Below are 16,533 nucleotides of genomic sequence, written 5' to 3'. Positions count from 1 at the left end.
ACGTGGGTTAACGCCCTGCAAAAACGCCTCTGCAGTGAGTCGGACAGAAAATGTAATTCAGTGCGGTGTCCGTTTCAACCGCCGCATTGCGCATTTATGCGCGCCCCCACAGTCTGGCGACGGTCAGGGCGATAAAGGCTTCCAGCTTGGGCGATTGCCGCCGTTCGGGCAGATAGACCAGATGCATCGGCCGCGGCAGCGGCGAATAGTCCGGCAGCACGCGCACCAGTCGGCCGGCGGCGATATCTTCATCCAGCAACATGGCGGCATGCAGCGCAATGCCGAAACCGGCCAGCGCCGCACGGCGTACCCCTTCGCCGGAGTCCATGCGCAGCCTTGGCCTGACCGGCACGCTGATTTCCCCCTGCGCGCCTTGCAGCCGCCAAAAATGATTGCCGTCCCACTGACTAAAGCCAAAGCAACAGTGTTCGCTGAGCTGCTCCGGCCGTCTTGGGACGCCATGCTGCGCCAGATAACCGGGAGAGGCCGCCAGCGTCATGCGGTAATCGGGCAGGGCGCGTGCCACCAGGCCGTCATCCGCGACCGGCCCGATGCGAAACGCGGCTTCGTATCTTTCCTCAATCAAATCCACCTTGCGGTCCGACAGCACTACCTCCGCTTCTACGTCCGGGTGTTGTTGCAGGAACTCGGTGAGGATCGGCGTCAAAACGCGGTTACCGAAGGTGACCGGCGCGCTGATGCGCAACAGCCCGCTGGGCGAGCTTAACAGCGCCCTTGCGCTGGCTTCGGCGGCGTCGGCATCGGCCAGCAGGCGGCGGCAGCGTTCATAGAAGACCCGACCGGCCTCGGTCAACCCTTGCCTGCGAGTGGTGCGGTTCAGCAACGGCGCGTTCAGCCGCTGTTCCAGATAGCGAATATGCTTGCCGACCATCGTGGGGGAAATCGCCATCTCGTCGGCGGCGGCGACAAAGCTGCCTTTTTCCACCACCCGCACAAACACCGCCATGCTGGTTAAACGATCCATTATAAACCTCGGGTGTTTTCTGAATGCCCTGTGGGCCACTTTTCGGCAGTATAGCGCTCTGGGATACTGGAGGGTAACGACCGCCAGTGCGTTATTGGCGAAAAATTCCCGGAGTAACACCATGCAGGCATTAACCTTTGAACGATTTGGCGGGCCAGATGTGCTCGAATACCTTGAGCTGCCGACGCCACCGGTACCGGCAGGCGCGGTGCAGGTACGGATGGGGGCCGCCGGGCTTAACTTCGCCGATATCTACCGCCGCAAGGGCAATTATGTGCTGCACGGCAAGCCGCCGCATATCGGCGGTTACGAAGGCGTCGGCACCATTATCGCCGTGGGAGAGGGCGTTGACGGTTGGCAGGTGGGAGAGCGGGTTGGCTTTGCCGACGTGCCTTTCTGCCATGCCACGCGCATCAACGTGCCGGTGGATCATGCGTTGCGGTTGCCGCAGGCGTTGAGCGACGTTGAGGCCGCCTCGATTTTGTTGCAGGGGCTGACGGCGCAGTACCTGATTAACGACAGCGTGCAGGTGCGTGCGGGCGATCGCGCGTTGGTGCATGCGGCGGCCGGCGGCGTCGGGCAAATATTGACCCGGATGCTGGTGGCGCGCGGCGCGCAGGTTTATGCGCTGGTGTCTTCGGCGCACAAACAGCAGATTGCACTGAAGAATGGCGCGACGGCGGCCTTTACCTACCAGCAGGACTGGGTGGCGCAAATCGCCGCGTTGACCGACGGCGGTGTCGAGTACGGTTTTGATTCGGTCGGCATCACGCTACAGCAAAGCATTGACGCGCTGCGCCCCGGCGGCCGGGTGGTGACTTTCGGTATGGCGGGGGGCGAGGCACCGGCGATCTCGGCTTATCACCTGATGATGGATTCCAAAGGCGTGGTGGGCGGCGATCTCTGGACCTACCTCAATAGCGGCGTCGCGCGCCGCGAGCGGGCAGAACGGTTGTTCGCCAGTTGGCAGAACGGCGAATTTACGCTGCCGCATATCGAGACTTTCCCGCTGAGCGAAGGCGCGGCTGCCCACCGCCGGCTGGAGGATCGCAGCTTTGCCGGCAAGATTGTTTTGCTCAACGAGCAGGACTAAAACCGCCGCGTGATACACTGGCCACCGGATAATAAAGGGGCCAGGCAGGATGGAAGCACTACGCGCAGCGATAGAAAAACAGGTGATCGGCCTGACCGGGCTGGCGCTCGGCGGCATAGATTTCGAAAACCCGGCGGGTGACCCCGGCCTGTTTGGCCCGCAGTCGGTCATTTGGCCGGTACACTGCGATTTCACCTCAATGCTGTGCGGCGGCGTCAGCGCCTTGCTGCTGCAAATGCTGCACCCGCTGGCGTTGGCCGGGGTGTGGGATCACTCCAATTTTCGCGAAGACATGCTTGGCCGCCTGCGCCGCACCAGCCAGTTTGTCTCCGTCACCACCTTTGGCCCCACCGCAGAAGCCGAACGGCTGATCGCCAAGGTGCGGGCCATTCATCTGCAAGTGACCGGCGTCAGCAATGACGGCAGGCCCTATGCCGCCAGCGACCCCGATTTGCTTACCTGGGTACACGTGGTGGAAAGCAGCTGCTTCCTGGCGAGCCACCTGCGTTACCGCAACCCGCATCTTTCTCACGAATTGCAAGATCGCTATTACCAGGAGACGGCGCGCGTTGCCGCCGCTCTGGGCGCGCGCGATATTCCCATTTCCCGCGCGGCGGTGGCCGACTATCTGCAACGGATGCGGCCGCAACTGGTGTGCGATGAACGCACGCGCGAAGTGGCGCGCATTCTGCTGGCCGCCCCGGCGCCGAGCGCATTGGCACGGCCCTTGGGTTGGCTGGTGATGCAGGCGGGCATCGACCTGCTGCCCGACTGGGCGCAGCGGCAGTTTGATTTTTATCCCGGCACGCTGCGGCGGCGCCTGGTGAGAGTGGGCGTAGGCGGTGTCGGTAAGGTGCTGCGCGCCTCGATGCGCAACGGGTCCTATCAGCGCGCCGTACGGCGAATTAACAAACCGGCGTAAGCCCCGTCGCCATAAGCACTATAGTTATTACCAATAACCCAATGTTTTATCCCCGTTTATGGTCATTTTTGAGACTTTTACGGGTGATCCGGCCATGGATGCGCTTTACACTTGGGAAAAGCCGAATTCCAATTTATTAGTGCGCAGCATTATTCTGCGCCGTGACCCCATTGTTGAGGTGATATGAACGAGTCATACGTACTTGCTGAAGTCAGTAATGAGAATCAGACGCTGGTGGCGGTGGTTCAGCAAGATCACCGGGCAGCCTATTTTTACATTTACCCTGCGGAAGAAAACGGCGAGCGTTTTCAGGTGCGCGCCTGCTGGCTGCGTAATCTGGCGGCTGCACCCTTGCAGGAAGATCGCGCCGCGCTTGAACGGGGCCAACCGCCCATGCTGGCGGCCGAGTTTTGCCGCAATCTGGAAGGGGAAGCGCCGCTGAACCCGGAAGGGCTGACGGTGGTCTGGAGCGAAAGCGACGACGGCGCGGCGCTGTGGTATTACGGCCAACTGCTGGCAGTGATCCCCGGCTGGAGCCTGTATATCGACCATTCGGTGTGCTATTCCGCCAGTTGCATCAAAGAGAGCCCGCTGGTTTATCCGCTCGGTTCGGCCTCCACCAACACCCAGTATGCGCTGGCGGAAAACACCCGCCAGTTCTGGCGCAGTTGGCAGCGCGAGGAGGGCAACCCGTGGCCCAAAATGCAGAGCGATTATCAGGCGCGTTATGAGCAGCATTTTGGCCCTTCGGTAAAATACTACGCCATCGATCAAGGCAAATGGCCGCCGATGGCGATTACCCAGCACGAACGCGACGGTATTTATTATTTTCTCACCATGGGCGTCAGCATTCGGCCGATGCCCTGGGTAGACATTCTGTTTAACGACGATGCCAGCCGTTATCGCCGCATGGAAATGGGCATCGCCATCGACGGCCAGTACATGACCGAAGAGAACGCGGTGCAGATGGCCAGCGCGCTGGCCGGGTTCGCGCACGTCCCTTGGGCGAAAATCACCTGGTTTGGCGAAGGGCATACGCTGGAGTCGGAGGTGGCGCCGCTGGGTTATGAAGGCTACGTACTGTCCTCGGCGTTTTATCCCTACAATGACCATCTGAGGCTGCCGGAACAGTATGGCGATCCGGTGAACATTTTCTGGGCCAGCCCGGTATTTGAAGCCGAGCGTCTGCTGGCGCATGCCACGCCGAACGGCGGCCACGATCTGGTGAACAAGCTGCGCGAGCAGGGCGTTGATCATATCTTCCGCCCACGCCAACCGGTATGTTGAGAGGGAATTTTTCTCAGGGGATCCATCATGAAGTCAGCGTTGTTGATTATCGATGTGCAGAAAGGGTTGTTTACGCCACCGCCGGCGGATGCCGAAGCGACGCTTGGCCGGATTAACGCACTGAGCGATCGCGCCCGCCTGGCCGGCGTGCCGGTGATTTTTATCCAGCATCGCACGGCTGACGAAGAGCTGGCGCACGGCAGCGATGCCTGGCAGATTGACCCCGCATTGCAGGTGAAAGCCGGCGATCATCGGGTGGAAAAAACCACGCCGGATTCGTTCCTGCGCACCGGGTTGGGGCCGCTGTTGATCGCCAACGGCGTAACTCACCTGGTGATTTGCGGCTATTCCACCGAGTTCTGCGTGGACACCACCACCCGCCGCGCCGCCGGGCTTGGCTACCCGGTCACGCTGGCGGCGGATGCCCACACCAGCCACGACAAACCGCATGCGACGGGCCTGCAAATTCGTGCCCATCACAACGCCACGTTATCGAATATCGAGAGCTTTGGCGTACTTATCGACGCGCTGCCGGCGGCGGAAATCCTCTTCTGATCGCCAGATAAAAACAGGCCCGGAATCTGCGTTCCGGGCCGTGCATTTTCTTTCACTCCCGCTTTATATACCGCCGCACCAGGATTTTTCAGCCGACCCGCGCGCCGCCGTTAATCGAGGTGATGGTGCCGGTGATAAATGAAGCCTGTTCCGAGGCGAGCCACAAGGCGGCGGCGGCAATATCTTCTACCCGGCCAGTGCGCGCCAGCGGCGTTTCTGCCGCAATGGCATCAATGCGTTCCTGCGGCAGCCCGGCACCGAAGAAGCGTGTATCCGCGATAAAACCCGGCGCAATGGCATTAACGGTAATCCCCTGCGGGCCCAGCTCGCGCGCCAGATTGAGGGTAAAACCCTGCACGCCGGCTTTGGCGGCGGAATAGCCCAGCGCACCGGGGCTGCCGCTGCCGCATTGGGCGGCAATCGAACTCAGGTTAATGATGCGTCCGCCCGGTTTGCGCAGGTGCGGCAGCATCGCCAGGGTGAACAAAAAGGTACTTTTCAGGTTACCCTCGATCACCGCATCCCATTCGCGCTCGGCCTGTGCCAGCGGCGTGTCGGCCGCAATCACTCGGGTAAAACCAGCGTTGTTGACCAGCACATCCACCGTACCGAGATCTTCCGCCAGCCGTGCGACCACCTCTTCCACCTCACCGCGGCGGCTCAAGTCCGCCGCATAGTGCCGGGTGCCGGGGCCAATTTGCCGGGCGGCCTGCTGCAGACGCTGGGGGTCACGCGCCACGATGGCGATGCGGTAATCCTGTTGTGCCAACTGCTGGGCGATAGCCAGCCCAATGCCGCTGGAGCCGCCGGTGATAATTGCTGTACGTTGCGTCATAACCGATCCTCATTCACCGCCGCCCACCCCGGAATGACGTGGCCCGGCGGTCAGGAAAAGTATTGGCTTTTGGCATTGATACATCCAATACTCTATTTATGCTTTCAAAATACGAAAAAGGTATCGCGTGATTGAGCTACGCCAACTTAGGCAGTTTATTGCCGTGGCCGAAGAGATGAGCTTTCACCGCGCCGCCGAGCGCCTGCATATGGCGCAGCCGCCGCTGACCGCAGCCATCAGAAAAATTGAGCAGGAGCTGGGCGTGCCGTTGCTGGAGCGCGGCAACCGCATCACGCGCATTACCGAAGCGGGGCAGGTGTTTTTGATCGAGGCGCGGCGTACCCTGGCGCAGTTCGAACGCACTCTGGGCAATACCCGGCGGGCGGCGCGTGGCCTGACTGAATCGCTGCGGCTGACCTTTGTCGACAGCACGGTGAACGCCCTGTTGCCGGGGATCCTGCGGCAGTTTCGCCTCGAACATCCTCTGGCGGAGTTTCACCTGCAGGAAGCGACGACCGCCGAGCAACTGATCGCCCTGCGCGACGATCGCGCCGATATCGGCATGGTGGTGTTGCCGGTGGCACCGCAGGAGGGCCTGCAGATCCAGCCTTTCTTGTCTGATCGTATGGTACTGGCGCTGCCGGATCACCACCCGTTGGCGGCACAACGGCAAGTGACGCTGCGCGATCTGGCCGATGAGCCGTGGTTGCTGTTTCCGGCGCATTACGGGCCGGGCATGCACGCGGCAATCCTGCAAGCCTGTGCGGTGGCGGGATTCAGCCCGCGTATCGTGCAAGAGGCGCGGCAGATGCAGACTATCGGTGGGTTGGTGGCCGGTGGCGTAGGGATTGCGCTGATGCCTGCGCTGTTTGCCGTGCTCAAGTCCCCCGGCGTGGTGTTTCGCGAATTGAGCGGCGTGGGCAGCCCGGTGCCTTATACGCTGGCGCTGGCATGGCAAACGCCCTCGCCATTGACCGACGCGTTTTGCCGTATCGCCGCGGAACAGGCGGCGGCCTATCGGCGTGAGGTTGTGGGCACGATTGCCGGGAAATCATAAATATGTACGGTGGTGAGAGAGGGGCGATTGCCAATGCTTATGGCATTTCACTCAAGCTCTCATGGCTGCCGGCCAGGATTGTCCGCCTCTTGCCGCCGCATATGTTTAGGTATGCGGCGGCAAGAGGTCCGTTACTTTATCTTGATAGACCGGTTTGCCCCTCTTCAGGGGTTAGCATAACGAACCAAACTCCATGCTCTCTGGTTCAATCATGTCCAAAAAGGCGTCACAGACAGCCTGCCCCTGCCAGGATGCGCAAATCGCTTCTGCATGCTGCCGGTCGTCGGCAAAGGCGAGATCGACAAATACCCCATCGCCCAGACTGACCAGATGCTGGCTCTTCCATCCAGGCTGTAGCGCAAGGTGATTTTCTACCATTCGATTATAAACGTTACGCATGTCGCTCTCGCGAATACCCGGTTTCAAGCGAAATCTCCCTATTTCGATGCCATGACCTGTTTTCAACGACGGCGTTTGCTCCCTCTGTCCGGCATAGTGCCCCATGCTGTGCAAACTGCTGACAGAAGATCTGAAACTGGAGAATTCAGGTTGATTGCCAACGGCTTTTGCTGCCGCCAGGGCTTCTTCAGCGCTGTTCCAGACAACGAGGTCAACGCGTTCGTCAGCCATATCCCTCCCTGAAAATGCAATCCAGTCGACAAATCCAGGAAAATGTTTCAGCAGGCTCTGCGCAAGCGCTCTGGCCGAATCCGCAGCTTGTGGGTTTTTCACCTTATAGGTGACTATTTCGTAACAAGGGGTCGTCATTATTAACTCCGTTATCAGGATGATATGAAGTCTTGATCCTATGACACCCCCCCTGACAGTTTTTGTCAGGGTGATGTAAGCTCTTGTGATGAAAACTATTCGGCTCTTCACTTTACTTGAGCATCTTCGCTGTCGCGTACACCCGGTATCGGCTGAAGTATTGGCTCAGGCTTTAGATGTGTCTGTAAGAACCATCTACAGGGACATGGCAACGCTGCAGGCGATCGGGGCTCCCGTGCGTGGCGAATCGGGTTTGGGTTATTTGCTTGAAAAAGAGTATTTCCTCCCGCCGCTTAATTTTGACCCCGACGAATTGGACGCGATTATGCTCGGAATGCGGCTGATAGGGGCGCGGGGCGATGATGTACTTTCCGCAGCGGCAACCCGGGTTTCAGCAAAGATCGGTTCAGTCATCGATGTCAAAAAAATAGACATTTATAAACGACTCCCTCTCAGAGCCGTCTCTCGGCCTACGGAGGAAAGTGAGAAAGCGATGAAACACCTCGCGTTTCTCCGCCAGGCGATTCGTAAGAAGCTTCAACTGAACATCAATTATGTCGATCTGCAAGGAAGAGAGAGCGATCGGATAGTCCGCCCGCTGGGTTTGACGGTATTCGACTCTGTGTGGTTATTGACGGTCTGGTGCGAAAAGCGCTCCGATTTTCGTAATCTGCGGGTAGATAACATCACTTTGGCGGTGGGAACAGGCCAACATTTCAGGCCTGAGAGCGGGAAGCTATTTGAGGACTACCTCAAAACACTTTAGACGGGAGAAAAAGCCTGTCAGAAGGCGCCTTGCAATGCCGCCAGCACCGGCGGCATTGCAAGGACGCAGGTCAGGCCGCGCTGTCGACAATCGGGTGTTTCACCACGAAGAGATAGGATAGCGCGCCGATGACGGTGAAGCAGGCGCAAAGAATAAGCGCCAGTTTAAAGGAGTGGGTGGTATCCAGGATAAAGCCGGTGATCACCGGGGCGAACGAGGCAAAAATAAAGCTGGCGAAGTTCTGAATGCTACCGACCGAGGCGGTCATGCGCGAGGTTACCGCCACGTGGATCAAGCCCCAGCAGGAGGTGCCGGCAAAGTGGATGCAAAACAGCGCCATGCCGAGCAGCACAACGGCGCTGTAGGTGGTGGTGGCCTGCGGCACAATGGCGGTGAAAGACGCGGACAGCAACATGCCGGCCACGATGCAGATTTTGCGGCTTTTCAGCGGCACCATGCCACGGCGAACCAGGAAGTCGGTGACAAAGCCGTTCGACAGCATGCCGGCAGCGCCGAACAGGAACGGAATGGCGCTCATCAACCCGGTGCTTTTCAGATCCAGATGGTAGGTGGTTTGCAGGTAGCCCGGCAGCCAGGCCAGATACAGCCACGCGGTGTAGTTGATGCCGCTAAAGCCGATCATCATGCCCCACATGGTGCGATTTTTGAATAACGAGCGCCACTCGCGGAAGTTCATCGGTTCGCGCCGCGCGCTGACGCTGCCGGCATTCAGATAGGCCTGTTCCTGGGCGCTCAGGTCGATGTCCTGGCGGTTGCGATACAGCATATACCACCCGATCGACAGCGCGATCCCCAGCACGCCGATGGTGATGAACATCCCGCGCCAGCCGAAGGCCAGCATCATGGCGGTGAGGATCGGCGGGCTGATCGCCATGCCAATGGTGGACGCCGAGTTGAAAACCCCCATCGGCATACCGCGATGTTTGATGTTAAACCAGTCGTTGATCACCTTCACGCCGCACGGGTTCATCGGCGCTTCGCCGATCCCCAACCCGATGCGCACCCAGATAAACTGGGTGAAATTGTGGATCATGCCGGACAGCGTCTGGAACACCGACCAGACGAACATTCCCACCCCCAGCATAATGCGCGGGCCTTTACGATCCAGCAGCAAGCCGCAGGGCAGTTGGGCGATGCCGTAAGCCAATGAAAACGCCGAAAGCAGCAGGCCGATTTCGGTACCGCTCAGGCCCATTTCCTCCCGGATGGTGGAATTCGCGACCGACAGCGAACTGCGGTCAAGGAAGTTGATGATGGCGGCGAAAAACAGCAACAGCATGGCGGTGGTCTGGATTTTTTTAATTCTCGCCGAACGTACCAGCAGGCCGTTTGGCGGCATCGGAATGATGTGATCTGAATAAGGGTCAATCTGTTCTTTTCCGCTGTCAACGGTGGTGGTTCTTTCCATCTTTGCCTCCAGAATTTCGCATTAATAATATTTATTATTCCGGGTATTCCCCTGGGTGGTGCATTAGCAGGCGGTCGGCAGTAAGCCTAGATGGAGGGATATTTTAGCGATGCGTTTTTGTCGCGGTTCCGTGCGGCAGTTACTATTTTGCTGCTCTTTATCGGTTTTAAATGCCGCATTCGGTGTTTTTTATCGATAAAAAGCGATCAGGCGACGTCCTGATTGATGGAGCGGATCATCGATTGCTTGGCCGTGTCCAAGTGGCGATGCAGCGCGTTGATCGCTTCCTGGTCATTGCGGCAGATCAACGCGCTGAGGATGATCATATGTTCTTCGATGGCAATGATATTGCGCTGTTTCAGGTCGGTTTCATCCCACTGGTAGTGGAAGTGGAAAATCACCGAAATGATCTCCAGCGACTGATTGAAAAACGGGTTGTTGGCGGCGGAGAGGATAAGCCCGTGGAAGTCGCGATCCAACTGGGAGAACAGGCGGTAGCTGTCGCTGATGCTTTCCCGCAGCTGGCGGTGGCGGCTCAACAGCTCCCTGGCCTGCAACCAGCGTTCGTCGTCGGCGGGCAAATTGATAAAGCGCGACAGGGCGTGAGTTTCCAGCATCTGGCGCAGTTCAAACAGCTGCTCGGCATAGTTTTGATCAAACTTTTTCATGCGCCACTGGCCGCGCTTGACAGTTTCGATCAGGTTATAACGGCTAAAGTGCAACAGGAATTCCCGCACCACCAGCGGGCTGACGTTGGCGATGCGCGACAGTTGCAGCTCGCTGAAACTGTCGCCGGCGCGCAGCTGCTTTTGGTTAATCATCTGATAGAAGCTTTTCTTGAACTGCTTGTCCTGGTCTTCCAGCGAAGGGTTCACGCACTCGAAGCCGTCCTCTGCCTGCGGTGGCCGTACAATCACATAGTCATCGCCGACCTTTTCCAACACCCCGCGCCGGTCGAGGTGGGCCAGCGTGTGGCGTACCGTGGTGCGGCTGATGTTATACATTTCGGCCAATGCCGCCTGTGAAGGCAGTGGCGAGCGAAGATGGCGGCCGTTAATGCCGTCGATCATCTGGTTAACCACGTTGTGCCGCAGGGCCTGGGTTCTGCTCATGTGCTGTCTCTGGTGTTTTTTATGCATTTAAAACCAATTTAAATCGGTTTATTTAGTGCTGCCTCACAGTTCTGTCCACTGGCATAACCGGTCGCCGCGTTTTTATTGAATAACCTTCTCACCTGACTGGAGGAAAGATGATGACGACAATGAAAACATTAGTGTGTGAGCAGCCGACGAAATTGGTTTATCAACAGCGCCCGGTGCCTTTGCCCGCAGACCAGGAGGCGGTGATCAAAATAATGACCGTCGGCATTTGCGGAACGGATATTCACGCCTGGTCCGGTCATCAGCCTTTCTTTAGTTATCCCCGCGTATTGGGCCATGAAATATGCGGCGAGATTGTCAGCATCGGCAATAATGTCAGCGGCTGGCGGGTGGGCCAGCGCGTGACGGTAATGCCGTATATTTCTTGCCGGCGCTGCGGGGCCTGCCAGAGCGGCAAAACCAACTGCTGCGAGAATATTTCGGTGATTGGCGTTCATCAGGATGGCGGTTTCTGCGAGTTCCTGAGCGTGCCGGCCGGCAATCTGCTGGCGGTGGACGACCTGCCGCCGGAAACGGCGGCGCTGATTGAACCCTTCGCCATCAGCGCCCACGCGGTGCGCCGGGCGGCAATAGCACCGGACGATCACCTGCTGGTGGTGGGGGCCGGGCCGATCGGGCTGGGCGTGGCGGCGATAGCCTGCGCCGACGGCGCGCAGGTGGTGGTCGCCGATACCAGCGCCGAGCGGCGGGCGCATGTTGAAAAAGCCTTGGGGCTGCCGACGCTCAACCCGGCGGATGAGCAATTTGACGCGGCGCTGCGCGATCGGTTCAGCGGCATGCTGGCGGCCAAGGTGATTGACGCCACCGGCAACCCGCACGCGATGAATAATAGCCTGAACCTGATCCGTCACGGTGGCAGCATCGTTTTCGTCGGGCTGTTCAAGGGCGATATTCAGTTCTCCGATCCGGAGTTCCATAAAAAAGAAACCACTCTGATGGGCAGCCGCAATGCGACCCATGAGGATTTCGCCAAGGTGGGGCGTTTGATGGCGGCAGGGAAAATTACCGCGCAGATGATGCTCTCCCACCATTTTGATTTCGACACCCTGGCGGAACATTACGAACAGCAGGTGATTAATAATAAGCAGCTGATCAAAGGCGTAATCCATTTCAATTAATCCCGACGTCGCCCCTCAATGCTTTATAGCGAGCGGGCGGCATACGTCACTTCCCAGCCATAAAACCATCATCCCGCTGTCATAAATTTATTCGTTAATAGGTGCCCATAATGATTAGCCACTGAAACCAGAGAAATCATATGGCTCAGGCACTGTTAAAACTTGCACCAACCGATTTTCCAGGGCAGCAACCGATCTCCTCACGTAAGGTGCTGTCGGTGAAAGGCTTGGGCAAAGCCTATAAATCCCAGCAGCGCGTGCTGGACGACATCAACTTCGATCTGCATGCAGGCGAGTTCGTGGCGGTGATTGGGCGCTCGGGCGCAGGCAAATCCACCTTGCTGCATACCCTGAACGGCACTATTCCTTCGAGCTGCGGCGAGATGCTGCATTTTGAAGATGACGGCGTGGCGCAGGATATCGCCCAACTTTCCGCCCGTCAGATGCGCCAGTGGCGTTCCCGCTGCGGCATGATCTTCCAGGACTTCTGCCTGGTGCCGCGGCTGGACGTGATGACCAACGTACTGTTGGGCCGCCTGAGCCACACCTCTACCCTGAAATCCTTCTTCAAACTGTTTGACGACGCCGATCGCGGGCGCGCCATCGAGCTGCTGCAATGGCTCAATATGCTGCCGCACGCCCTGCAGCGCGCCGAAAACCTGTCGGGTGGCCAAATGCAGCGGGTGGCTATCTGCCGTGCGCTGATGCAAAACCCTAAAATTCTGCTGGCCGACGAGCCGGTAGCGTCCCTCGATCCGAAAAACACCCGCCGCATTATGGATGCGCTGCAAAAAGTCAGCGAAAACGACATCGCGGTGATGGTGAACCTGCACTCGGTTGAACTGGTGAAAGAATATTGCACCCGGGTCATCGGCATCGCCCAGGGCAAAATCGTGTTTGACGGGCACCCGTCGCAACTGAACGAACGGATACTGCACCAGCTGTATGGCGAAGAAGCCAATCAAATCCATTGATTCACTTTTACCTTTACACACACAAGGCACCCGTAATGAAAAAAGTATTGAGTCTGACCACCCTGATGGCCGGCGCGATGATGGTATTTAATGCTGCCGCAGCAGACGCACCTAAAGAACTGAACCTGGGCATTCTCGGTGGCCAAAACGCCACCCAGCAGATCGGCGATAACCAGTGCGTGAAGCAGTTCCTGGACAAAGAGCTGAACGTGGACACCAAGATGCGCAACTCTTCCGACTATTCGGGGGTGATCCAGGGCCTGCTGGGCGGCAAGATCGATCTGGTGCTGAGCATGTCGCCATCGTCGTTCGCCTCGGTGTACATCAAGGATCCGAAAGCGGTGGACATCGTCGGTATCGCAGTCGATGACGTTGACCAATCCCGCGGCTACCACTCTGTGGTGGTGGTCAAAGCCGGTAGCCCGTATAAAAAGCTGGAAGATCTTAAGGGCAAAGCTATCGGTTTCGCCGATCCTGATTCCACCTCCGGCTTCCTGATCCCGAACCAGGCGTTCAAAAAACTGTTCGGCGGCACGGTGGACAACAAATACAACAACGCCTTCTCCAGCGTCACCTTCTCCGGCGGCCATGAGCAGGACATTCTCGGCGTGCTGAACGGCCAGTTCGAAGGCGCGGTGACCTGGGCTTCGATGATCGGCGACTACAACACCGGCTACACCAGCGGTGCGTTCACCCGCATGATCCGCATGGATCACCCGGACCTGATGAAACAGATCCGCATTATCTGGCAGTCGCCGCTGATCCCGAATGGCCCAATCCTGGTGAGCAACTCGCTGCCGGGCGATTTCAAAGCCAAAGTTGTGACCGCCATCAAAAAGCTGGATAAGGACGATCACCAGTGCTTTATCAAGGCAATGGGCGGCAAACAGCACATCGGCGACACCACTCTGGCGGAATACCAGAACATCATCGATATGAAGCGTGAGCTGACCAAAGGCGACCGTTAATGCTGCCGGGGCTTGGCCAGGCTGAGCCCCGCTGATTTCCACACGTCGGAAACCTATTTTGAATACAGATTTTGCGCACTACTACCAACAGATCCGCAGCAAGCAAAAGCGCGAGACGCTGTTCTGGTCGCTCGGTCTGGTGGCGCTCTACCTGGGCGCCGGCAACATCGCCGAGTTCAACCTGCATACCGTGTGGGTGTCCATTCCCCACTTCTTCGATTACCTGGCGGAAACCGTCCCGACGCTGCACTGGAAGCTGCTGTTCGCCGATGGCCATACCGAAGGCTCATTGGCCTACTGGGGTTATCGGCTCAACATTCAGCTGCCGCTGATCTGGGAAACGCTGCAACTGGCGCTGGCGGCGACCCTTCTTTCGGTGCTGGTGGCGGGGGGGCTGGCGTTTCTGGCGGCTAACAACACCCACAGCCCGGCGTCGCTGCGCCTGGCGATCCGCACGTTGGTGGCATTTTTGCGCACCATGCCCGAGCTGGCGTGGGCGGTGATGTTCGTGATGGCATTCGGCATTGGCGCCATCCCCGGCTTTTTGGCGCTGGCGCTGCACACCATCGGCAGCCTGACAAAACTGTTTTATGAGTCGATCGAAACCGCGTCCAACAAGCCGGTGCGCGGGCTGACGGCCTGCGGCGCGACGCCGTTGCAACGCATGCGTTTCGGCCTGTGGCCCCAGGTGAAGCCGGTGTTTTTGTCGTACAGCTTTATGCGGCTGGAAATCAACTTTCGCCAGTCGACCATTCTGGGGCTGGTGGGGGCGGGCGGCATCGGCCAGGAGCTGATGACCAATATCAAGCTCGATCGCTACGATCAGGTCAGCATGACGCTGTTGCTGATTATCCTGGTGGTCTCGCTGCTGGATTACACCTCCGGCGAACTGCGCAAACGGGTCGTGGAGGGGAAAAAATGATCACCGCACCAACGCTCTCGGCACAAGAGCTGCAAACGCTCAAACAGCAGCACCCGGAAATATTCTCGCAGCAGCGCCGCTATCTGCGTACCCTCGGTATTATCGCCGTGGCGATCGCGCTGTATTATCTGTTCTTCTTCCAGTTCTTCGGCATCTCCTGGCCGCAGTTCGTTAACGGCTGCCATCAACTGGGCCGTTACTTTGTGCGCATGTTCGTCTGGCACGATTTCGTCAACTGGCCGTTTATGTATTACTTCCAGCAGATCTTCATCACCATCGGCATCGTGTTTGCCGGCACCATCACCGCTTCGCTTATCGCCTTGCCGCTGTCGTTCTTTGCCGCGCGCAACGTGATGTCGACGCCGCTGCTGCGGCCGATCTCGGTGGCGGTGCGGCGGTTGCTGGATATCTTACGCGGCATCGATATGGCGATCTGGGGGCTGATCTTCGTGCGCGCCGTCGGCATGGGGCCGTTGGCCGGGGTACTGGCGATTGTGATGCAGGACGTTGGGCTGCTCGGCAAGCTGTATGCCGAAGGGCACGAAGCGGTGGATAAATCCCCCAGCCGCGGCTTGACGGCGGTGGGGGCCAACGGTTTGCAGAAGCACCGTTACGGTATTTTCACCCAGTCGTTTCCCACCTTCCTGGCGCTAAGCCTGTACCAGATTGAATCCAACACCCGCTCTGCGGCGGTGCTGGGCTTCGTCGGCGCCGGCGGTATCGGCCTGGTGTATGCGGAGAACATGCGGTTGTGGAACTGGGACGTGGTGATGTTCATCACCCTGATCCTGGTGGTGGTAGTGATGGCGATGGATAAGGTGTCGTCGCTCCTGCGCAACAAATACATTATTGGCGAAGACATCCCGCTGTATCAGCAAAAAAGCCAAATCGATTGAGAAACCCCTTGGCGATCCCTATACTGCCGCACATATTCAAGGTGTGCGGCCATACCCGTCGTCTTTCAAGCCGCAGCGTTGTTACCTGCACTCGCTCACCCCAGTGACTTACCTGAGTAAGCGTCTGGGATGAGCGAGCTGGGCGCCTAGCTGCAACTTGAAAATCATAGGGTATATATCAAATGCGCACCTCCCCGGTTTACAAGCTAAAGGCAATTTAACTCCATGATCAACAACGATGTGCTGCGCAGCGTGCGCTACATGCTGAGTCTTAACGACGCCAAAATGACCGAGATTATCAAGCTGGATAATTTCGACGTTGAGGTCTCTGCGATGCGCGCTTACGTCATCAAAGAAGGCGAGCCGGGTTTCGAAAACTGCCCGGACGAAGTGATGGCGCACTTCCTGAACGGCCTGGTGTTCCTCAAGCGCGGCAAGGACGACAAGTTCCCGGCACCGGAAGTGGAGTTGCCGATCACCAACAATCTGGTGTTGAAAAAGCTGCGCGTGGCGTTCGAACTGAAAGACACCGACATGCACCAGATCTTCACCGCCGTGGAGTTCCGCATCTCCAAGCCGGAGCTGAGCGCGCTGTTCCGTAAAGAAGGCACCAAAAACTTCCGCCCGTGCGGCGATCAGATGCTGCGTTATTTCCTCAAAGGGTTGGCGCAACGCATTCGCGGCGAGTAATTAAGGTGTTCACGTAACTAGAGGCGTAATCGCAAGATTGCGCCTTTTTTCTTTCTGTTGACCCGTCCTGAATAGCGTTGACACATTTTACTCACGCACAGAGGAAAA

The 16,533-nt window shown here is 58.1% G+C and carries 17 protein-coding genes; 12 read left to right on the top strand and 5 right to left on the bottom strand.

What is annotated here, in order from left to right; genetic code table 11:
* Positions 1 to 94: 94 nt before the first annotated feature.
* A complete protein-coding gene (locus ACUTQW_RS15040; RefSeq protein WP_006324251.1) occupies positions 95 to 985 on the bottom strand; it encodes a LysR family transcriptional regulator in 891 nt (296 codons plus the stop codon).
* 121 nt (positions 986 to 1,106) lie between these two features.
* On the opposite strand from ACUTQW_RS15040, the gene ACUTQW_RS15035 reads away from it, so the two are divergent.
* The 4 genes from ACUTQW_RS15035 (at position 1,107) to ACUTQW_RS15020 (ending at position 4,842) form a co-directional block, all read left to right on the top strand.
* Positions 1,107 to 2,078, top strand: coding sequence for a quinone oxidoreductase family protein (locus ACUTQW_RS15035; protein WP_006324252.1), 972 nt, complete (start codon positions 1,107 to 1,109; stop codon positions 2,076 to 2,078).
* A gap of 49 nt (positions 2,079 to 2,127) precedes the next feature.
* Positions 2,128 to 3,000, top strand: coding sequence for an oxygenase MpaB family protein (locus ACUTQW_RS15030; protein WP_006324253.1), 873 nt, complete (start codon positions 2,128 to 2,130; stop codon positions 2,998 to 3,000).
* Positions 3,001 to 3,183: 183 nt separating this feature from the next.
* A complete protein-coding gene (locus ACUTQW_RS15025) occupies positions 3,184 to 4,287 on the top strand; it encodes a suppressor of fused domain protein (protein ID WP_004942081.1) in 1,104 nt (367 codons plus the stop codon).
* A gap of 27 nt (positions 4,288 to 4,314) precedes the next feature.
* Positions 4,315 to 4,842: a cysteine hydrolase family protein gene (locus tag ACUTQW_RS15020; protein WP_006324254.1), complete on the top strand. Its 528-nt coding sequence runs from the start codon at positions 4,315 to 4,317 to the stop codon at positions 4,840 to 4,842.
* A gap of 88 nt (positions 4,843 to 4,930) precedes the next feature.
* Here ACUTQW_RS15020 and ACUTQW_RS15015 read toward each other — a convergent pair whose 3' ends face one another.
* A complete protein-coding gene (locus tag ACUTQW_RS15015; RefSeq protein WP_006324255.1) occupies positions 4,931 to 5,677 on the bottom strand; it encodes an SDR family NAD(P)-dependent oxidoreductase in 747 nt (248 codons plus the stop codon).
* Between the two features lie 127 nt (positions 5,678 to 5,804).
* Here ACUTQW_RS15015 and ACUTQW_RS15010 point away from each other — a divergent pair, with 127 nt between their 5' ends.
* Complete coding sequence (locus ACUTQW_RS15010) at positions 5,805 to 6,734, top strand: LysR family transcriptional regulator (protein WP_064798729.1); 930 nt, start codon at positions 5,805 to 5,807, stop codon at positions 6,732 to 6,734.
* A 171-nt stretch (positions 6,735 to 6,905) separates the two neighbouring features.
* Here ACUTQW_RS15010 and ACUTQW_RS15005 read toward each other — a convergent pair whose 3' ends face one another.
* Positions 6,906 to 7,502: a hypothetical protein gene (locus ACUTQW_RS15005; RefSeq protein ID WP_064798730.1), complete on the bottom strand. Its 597-nt coding sequence runs from the start codon at positions 7,500 to 7,502 to the stop codon at positions 6,906 to 6,908.
* An 88-nt stretch (positions 7,503 to 7,590) separates the two neighbouring features.
* Here ACUTQW_RS15005 and ACUTQW_RS15000 point away from each other — a divergent pair, with 88 nt between their 5' ends.
* Entirely contained in the window at positions 7,591 to 8,268 is a 678-nt protein-coding gene (locus tag ACUTQW_RS15000) for a helix-turn-helix transcriptional regulator (RefSeq protein WP_174270203.1), read from the top strand.
* A gap of 70 nt (positions 8,269 to 8,338) precedes the next feature.
* Here the strand turns inward: ACUTQW_RS15000 and ACUTQW_RS14995 are convergent, their stop codons facing one another.
* Positions 8,339 to 9,697, bottom strand: coding sequence for an MFS transporter (locus ACUTQW_RS14995; protein ID WP_006324258.1), 1,359 nt, complete (start codon positions 9,695 to 9,697; stop codon positions 8,339 to 8,341).
* Positions 9,698 to 9,903: 206 nt separating this feature from the next.
* Positions 9,904 to 10,809: a GntR family transcriptional regulator gene (locus ACUTQW_RS14990; protein ID WP_006324260.1), complete on the bottom strand. Its 906-nt coding sequence runs from the start codon at positions 10,807 to 10,809 to the stop codon at positions 9,904 to 9,906.
* Between the two features lie 140 nt (positions 10,810 to 10,949).
* On the opposite strand from ACUTQW_RS14990, the gene ACUTQW_RS14985 reads away from it, so the two are divergent.
* The 6 genes from ACUTQW_RS14985 (at position 10,950) to ACUTQW_RS14960 (ending at position 16,425) form a co-directional block, all read left to right on the top strand.
* Entirely contained in the window at positions 10,950 to 11,975 is a 1,026-nt protein-coding gene (locus tag ACUTQW_RS14985) for a zinc-binding alcohol dehydrogenase family protein (protein ID WP_006324261.1), read from the top strand.
* A gap of 140 nt (positions 11,976 to 12,115) precedes the next feature.
* Positions 12,116 to 12,949 (top strand): phosphonate ABC transporter ATP-binding protein, encoded by an 834-nt coding sequence (phnC, locus tag ACUTQW_RS14980; protein ID WP_004942097.1) that lies wholly within the window; start codon positions 12,116 to 12,118, stop codon positions 12,947 to 12,949.
* A 35-nt stretch (positions 12,950 to 12,984) separates the two neighbouring features.
* Positions 12,985 to 13,917 (top strand): phosphonate ABC transporter substrate-binding protein, encoded by a 933-nt coding sequence (phnD, locus tag ACUTQW_RS14975; protein WP_037432463.1) that lies wholly within the window; start codon positions 12,985 to 12,987, stop codon positions 13,915 to 13,917.
* A 58-nt stretch (positions 13,918 to 13,975) separates the two neighbouring features.
* Entirely contained in the window at positions 13,976 to 14,839 is an 864-nt protein-coding gene (gene phnE / locus ACUTQW_RS14970; RefSeq protein WP_037432466.1) for a phosphonate ABC transporter, permease protein PhnE, read from the top strand.
* Positions 14,836 to 15,735, top strand: a complete 900-nt coding sequence (gene phnE, locus ACUTQW_RS14965; RefSeq protein WP_006324266.1) for a phosphonate ABC transporter, permease protein PhnE — start codon at positions 14,836 to 14,838, stop codon at positions 15,733 to 15,735. The genes phnE (ACUTQW_RS14970) and phnE (ACUTQW_RS14965) overlap by 4 nt, the downstream gene beginning before the upstream one ends.
* A 225-nt stretch (positions 15,736 to 15,960) precedes the next feature.
* A complete protein-coding gene (locus tag ACUTQW_RS14960) occupies positions 15,961 to 16,425 on the top strand; it encodes a YehS family protein (RefSeq protein ID WP_006324267.1) in 465 nt (154 codons plus the stop codon).
* Positions 16,426 to 16,533: the final 108 nt, after the last annotated feature.

This window comes from Serratia sp. TSA_7 (genome assembly GCF_052692135.1).
Note: the sequence above shows the minus strand (reverse complement) of the source record. Positions and strands in the feature narration are given on the sequence as shown.

Excerpts from the sequence above, each read along its gene's own strand:
- ACUTQW_RS15040 (WP_006324251.1), bottom strand. The coding sequence starts at position 985 with ATGGATCGTTTAACCAGCATGGCGGTGTTTGTGCGGGTGGTGGAAAAA.
- ACUTQW_RS15035 (WP_006324252.1), top strand. The coding sequence starts at position 1,107 with ATGCAGGCATTAACCTTTGAACGATTTGGCGGGCCAGATGTGCTCGAA.
- ACUTQW_RS15030 (WP_006324253.1), top strand. The coding sequence starts at position 2,128 with ATGGAAGCACTACGCGCAGCGATAGAAAAACAGGTGATCGGCCTGACC.
- ACUTQW_RS15025 (WP_004942081.1), top strand. The coding sequence starts at position 3,184 with ATGAACGAGTCATACGTACTTGCTGAAGTCAGTAATGAGAATCAGACG.
- ACUTQW_RS15020 (WP_006324254.1), top strand. The coding sequence starts at position 4,315 with ATGAAGTCAGCGTTGTTGATTATCGATGTGCAGAAAGGGTTGTTTACG.
- ACUTQW_RS15015 (WP_006324255.1), bottom strand. The coding sequence starts at position 5,677 with ATGACGCAACGTACAGCAATTATCACCGGCGGCTCCAGCGGCATTGGG.
- ACUTQW_RS15005 (WP_064798730.1), bottom strand. The coding sequence starts at position 7,502 with ATGACGACCCCTTGTTACGAAATAGTCACCTATAAGGTGAAAAACCCA.
- ACUTQW_RS15000 (WP_174270203.1), top strand. The coding sequence starts at position 7,591 with ATGAAAACTATTCGGCTCTTCACTTTACTTGAGCATCTTCGCTGTCGC.
- ACUTQW_RS14995 (WP_006324258.1), bottom strand. The coding sequence starts at position 9,697 with ATGGAAAGAACCACCACCGTTGACAGCGGAAAAGAACAGATTGACCCT.
- ACUTQW_RS14990 (WP_006324260.1), bottom strand. The coding sequence starts at position 10,809 with ATGAGCAGAACCCAGGCCCTGCGGCACAACGTGGTTAACCAGATGATC.
- ACUTQW_RS14985 (WP_006324261.1), top strand. The coding sequence starts at position 10,950 with ATGACGACAATGAAAACATTAGTGTGTGAGCAGCCGACGAAATTGGTT.
- phnC (WP_004942097.1), top strand. The coding sequence starts at position 12,116 with ATGGCTCAGGCACTGTTAAAACTTGCACCAACCGATTTTCCAGGGCAG.
- phnD (WP_037432463.1), top strand. The coding sequence starts at position 12,985 with ATGAAAAAAGTATTGAGTCTGACCACCCTGATGGCCGGCGCGATGATG.
- phnE (WP_006324266.1), top strand. The coding sequence starts at position 14,836 with ATGATCACCGCACCAACGCTCTCGGCACAAGAGCTGCAAACGCTCAAA.
- ACUTQW_RS14960 (WP_006324267.1), top strand. The coding sequence starts at position 15,961 with ATGATCAACAACGATGTGCTGCGCAGCGTGCGCTACATGCTGAGTCTT.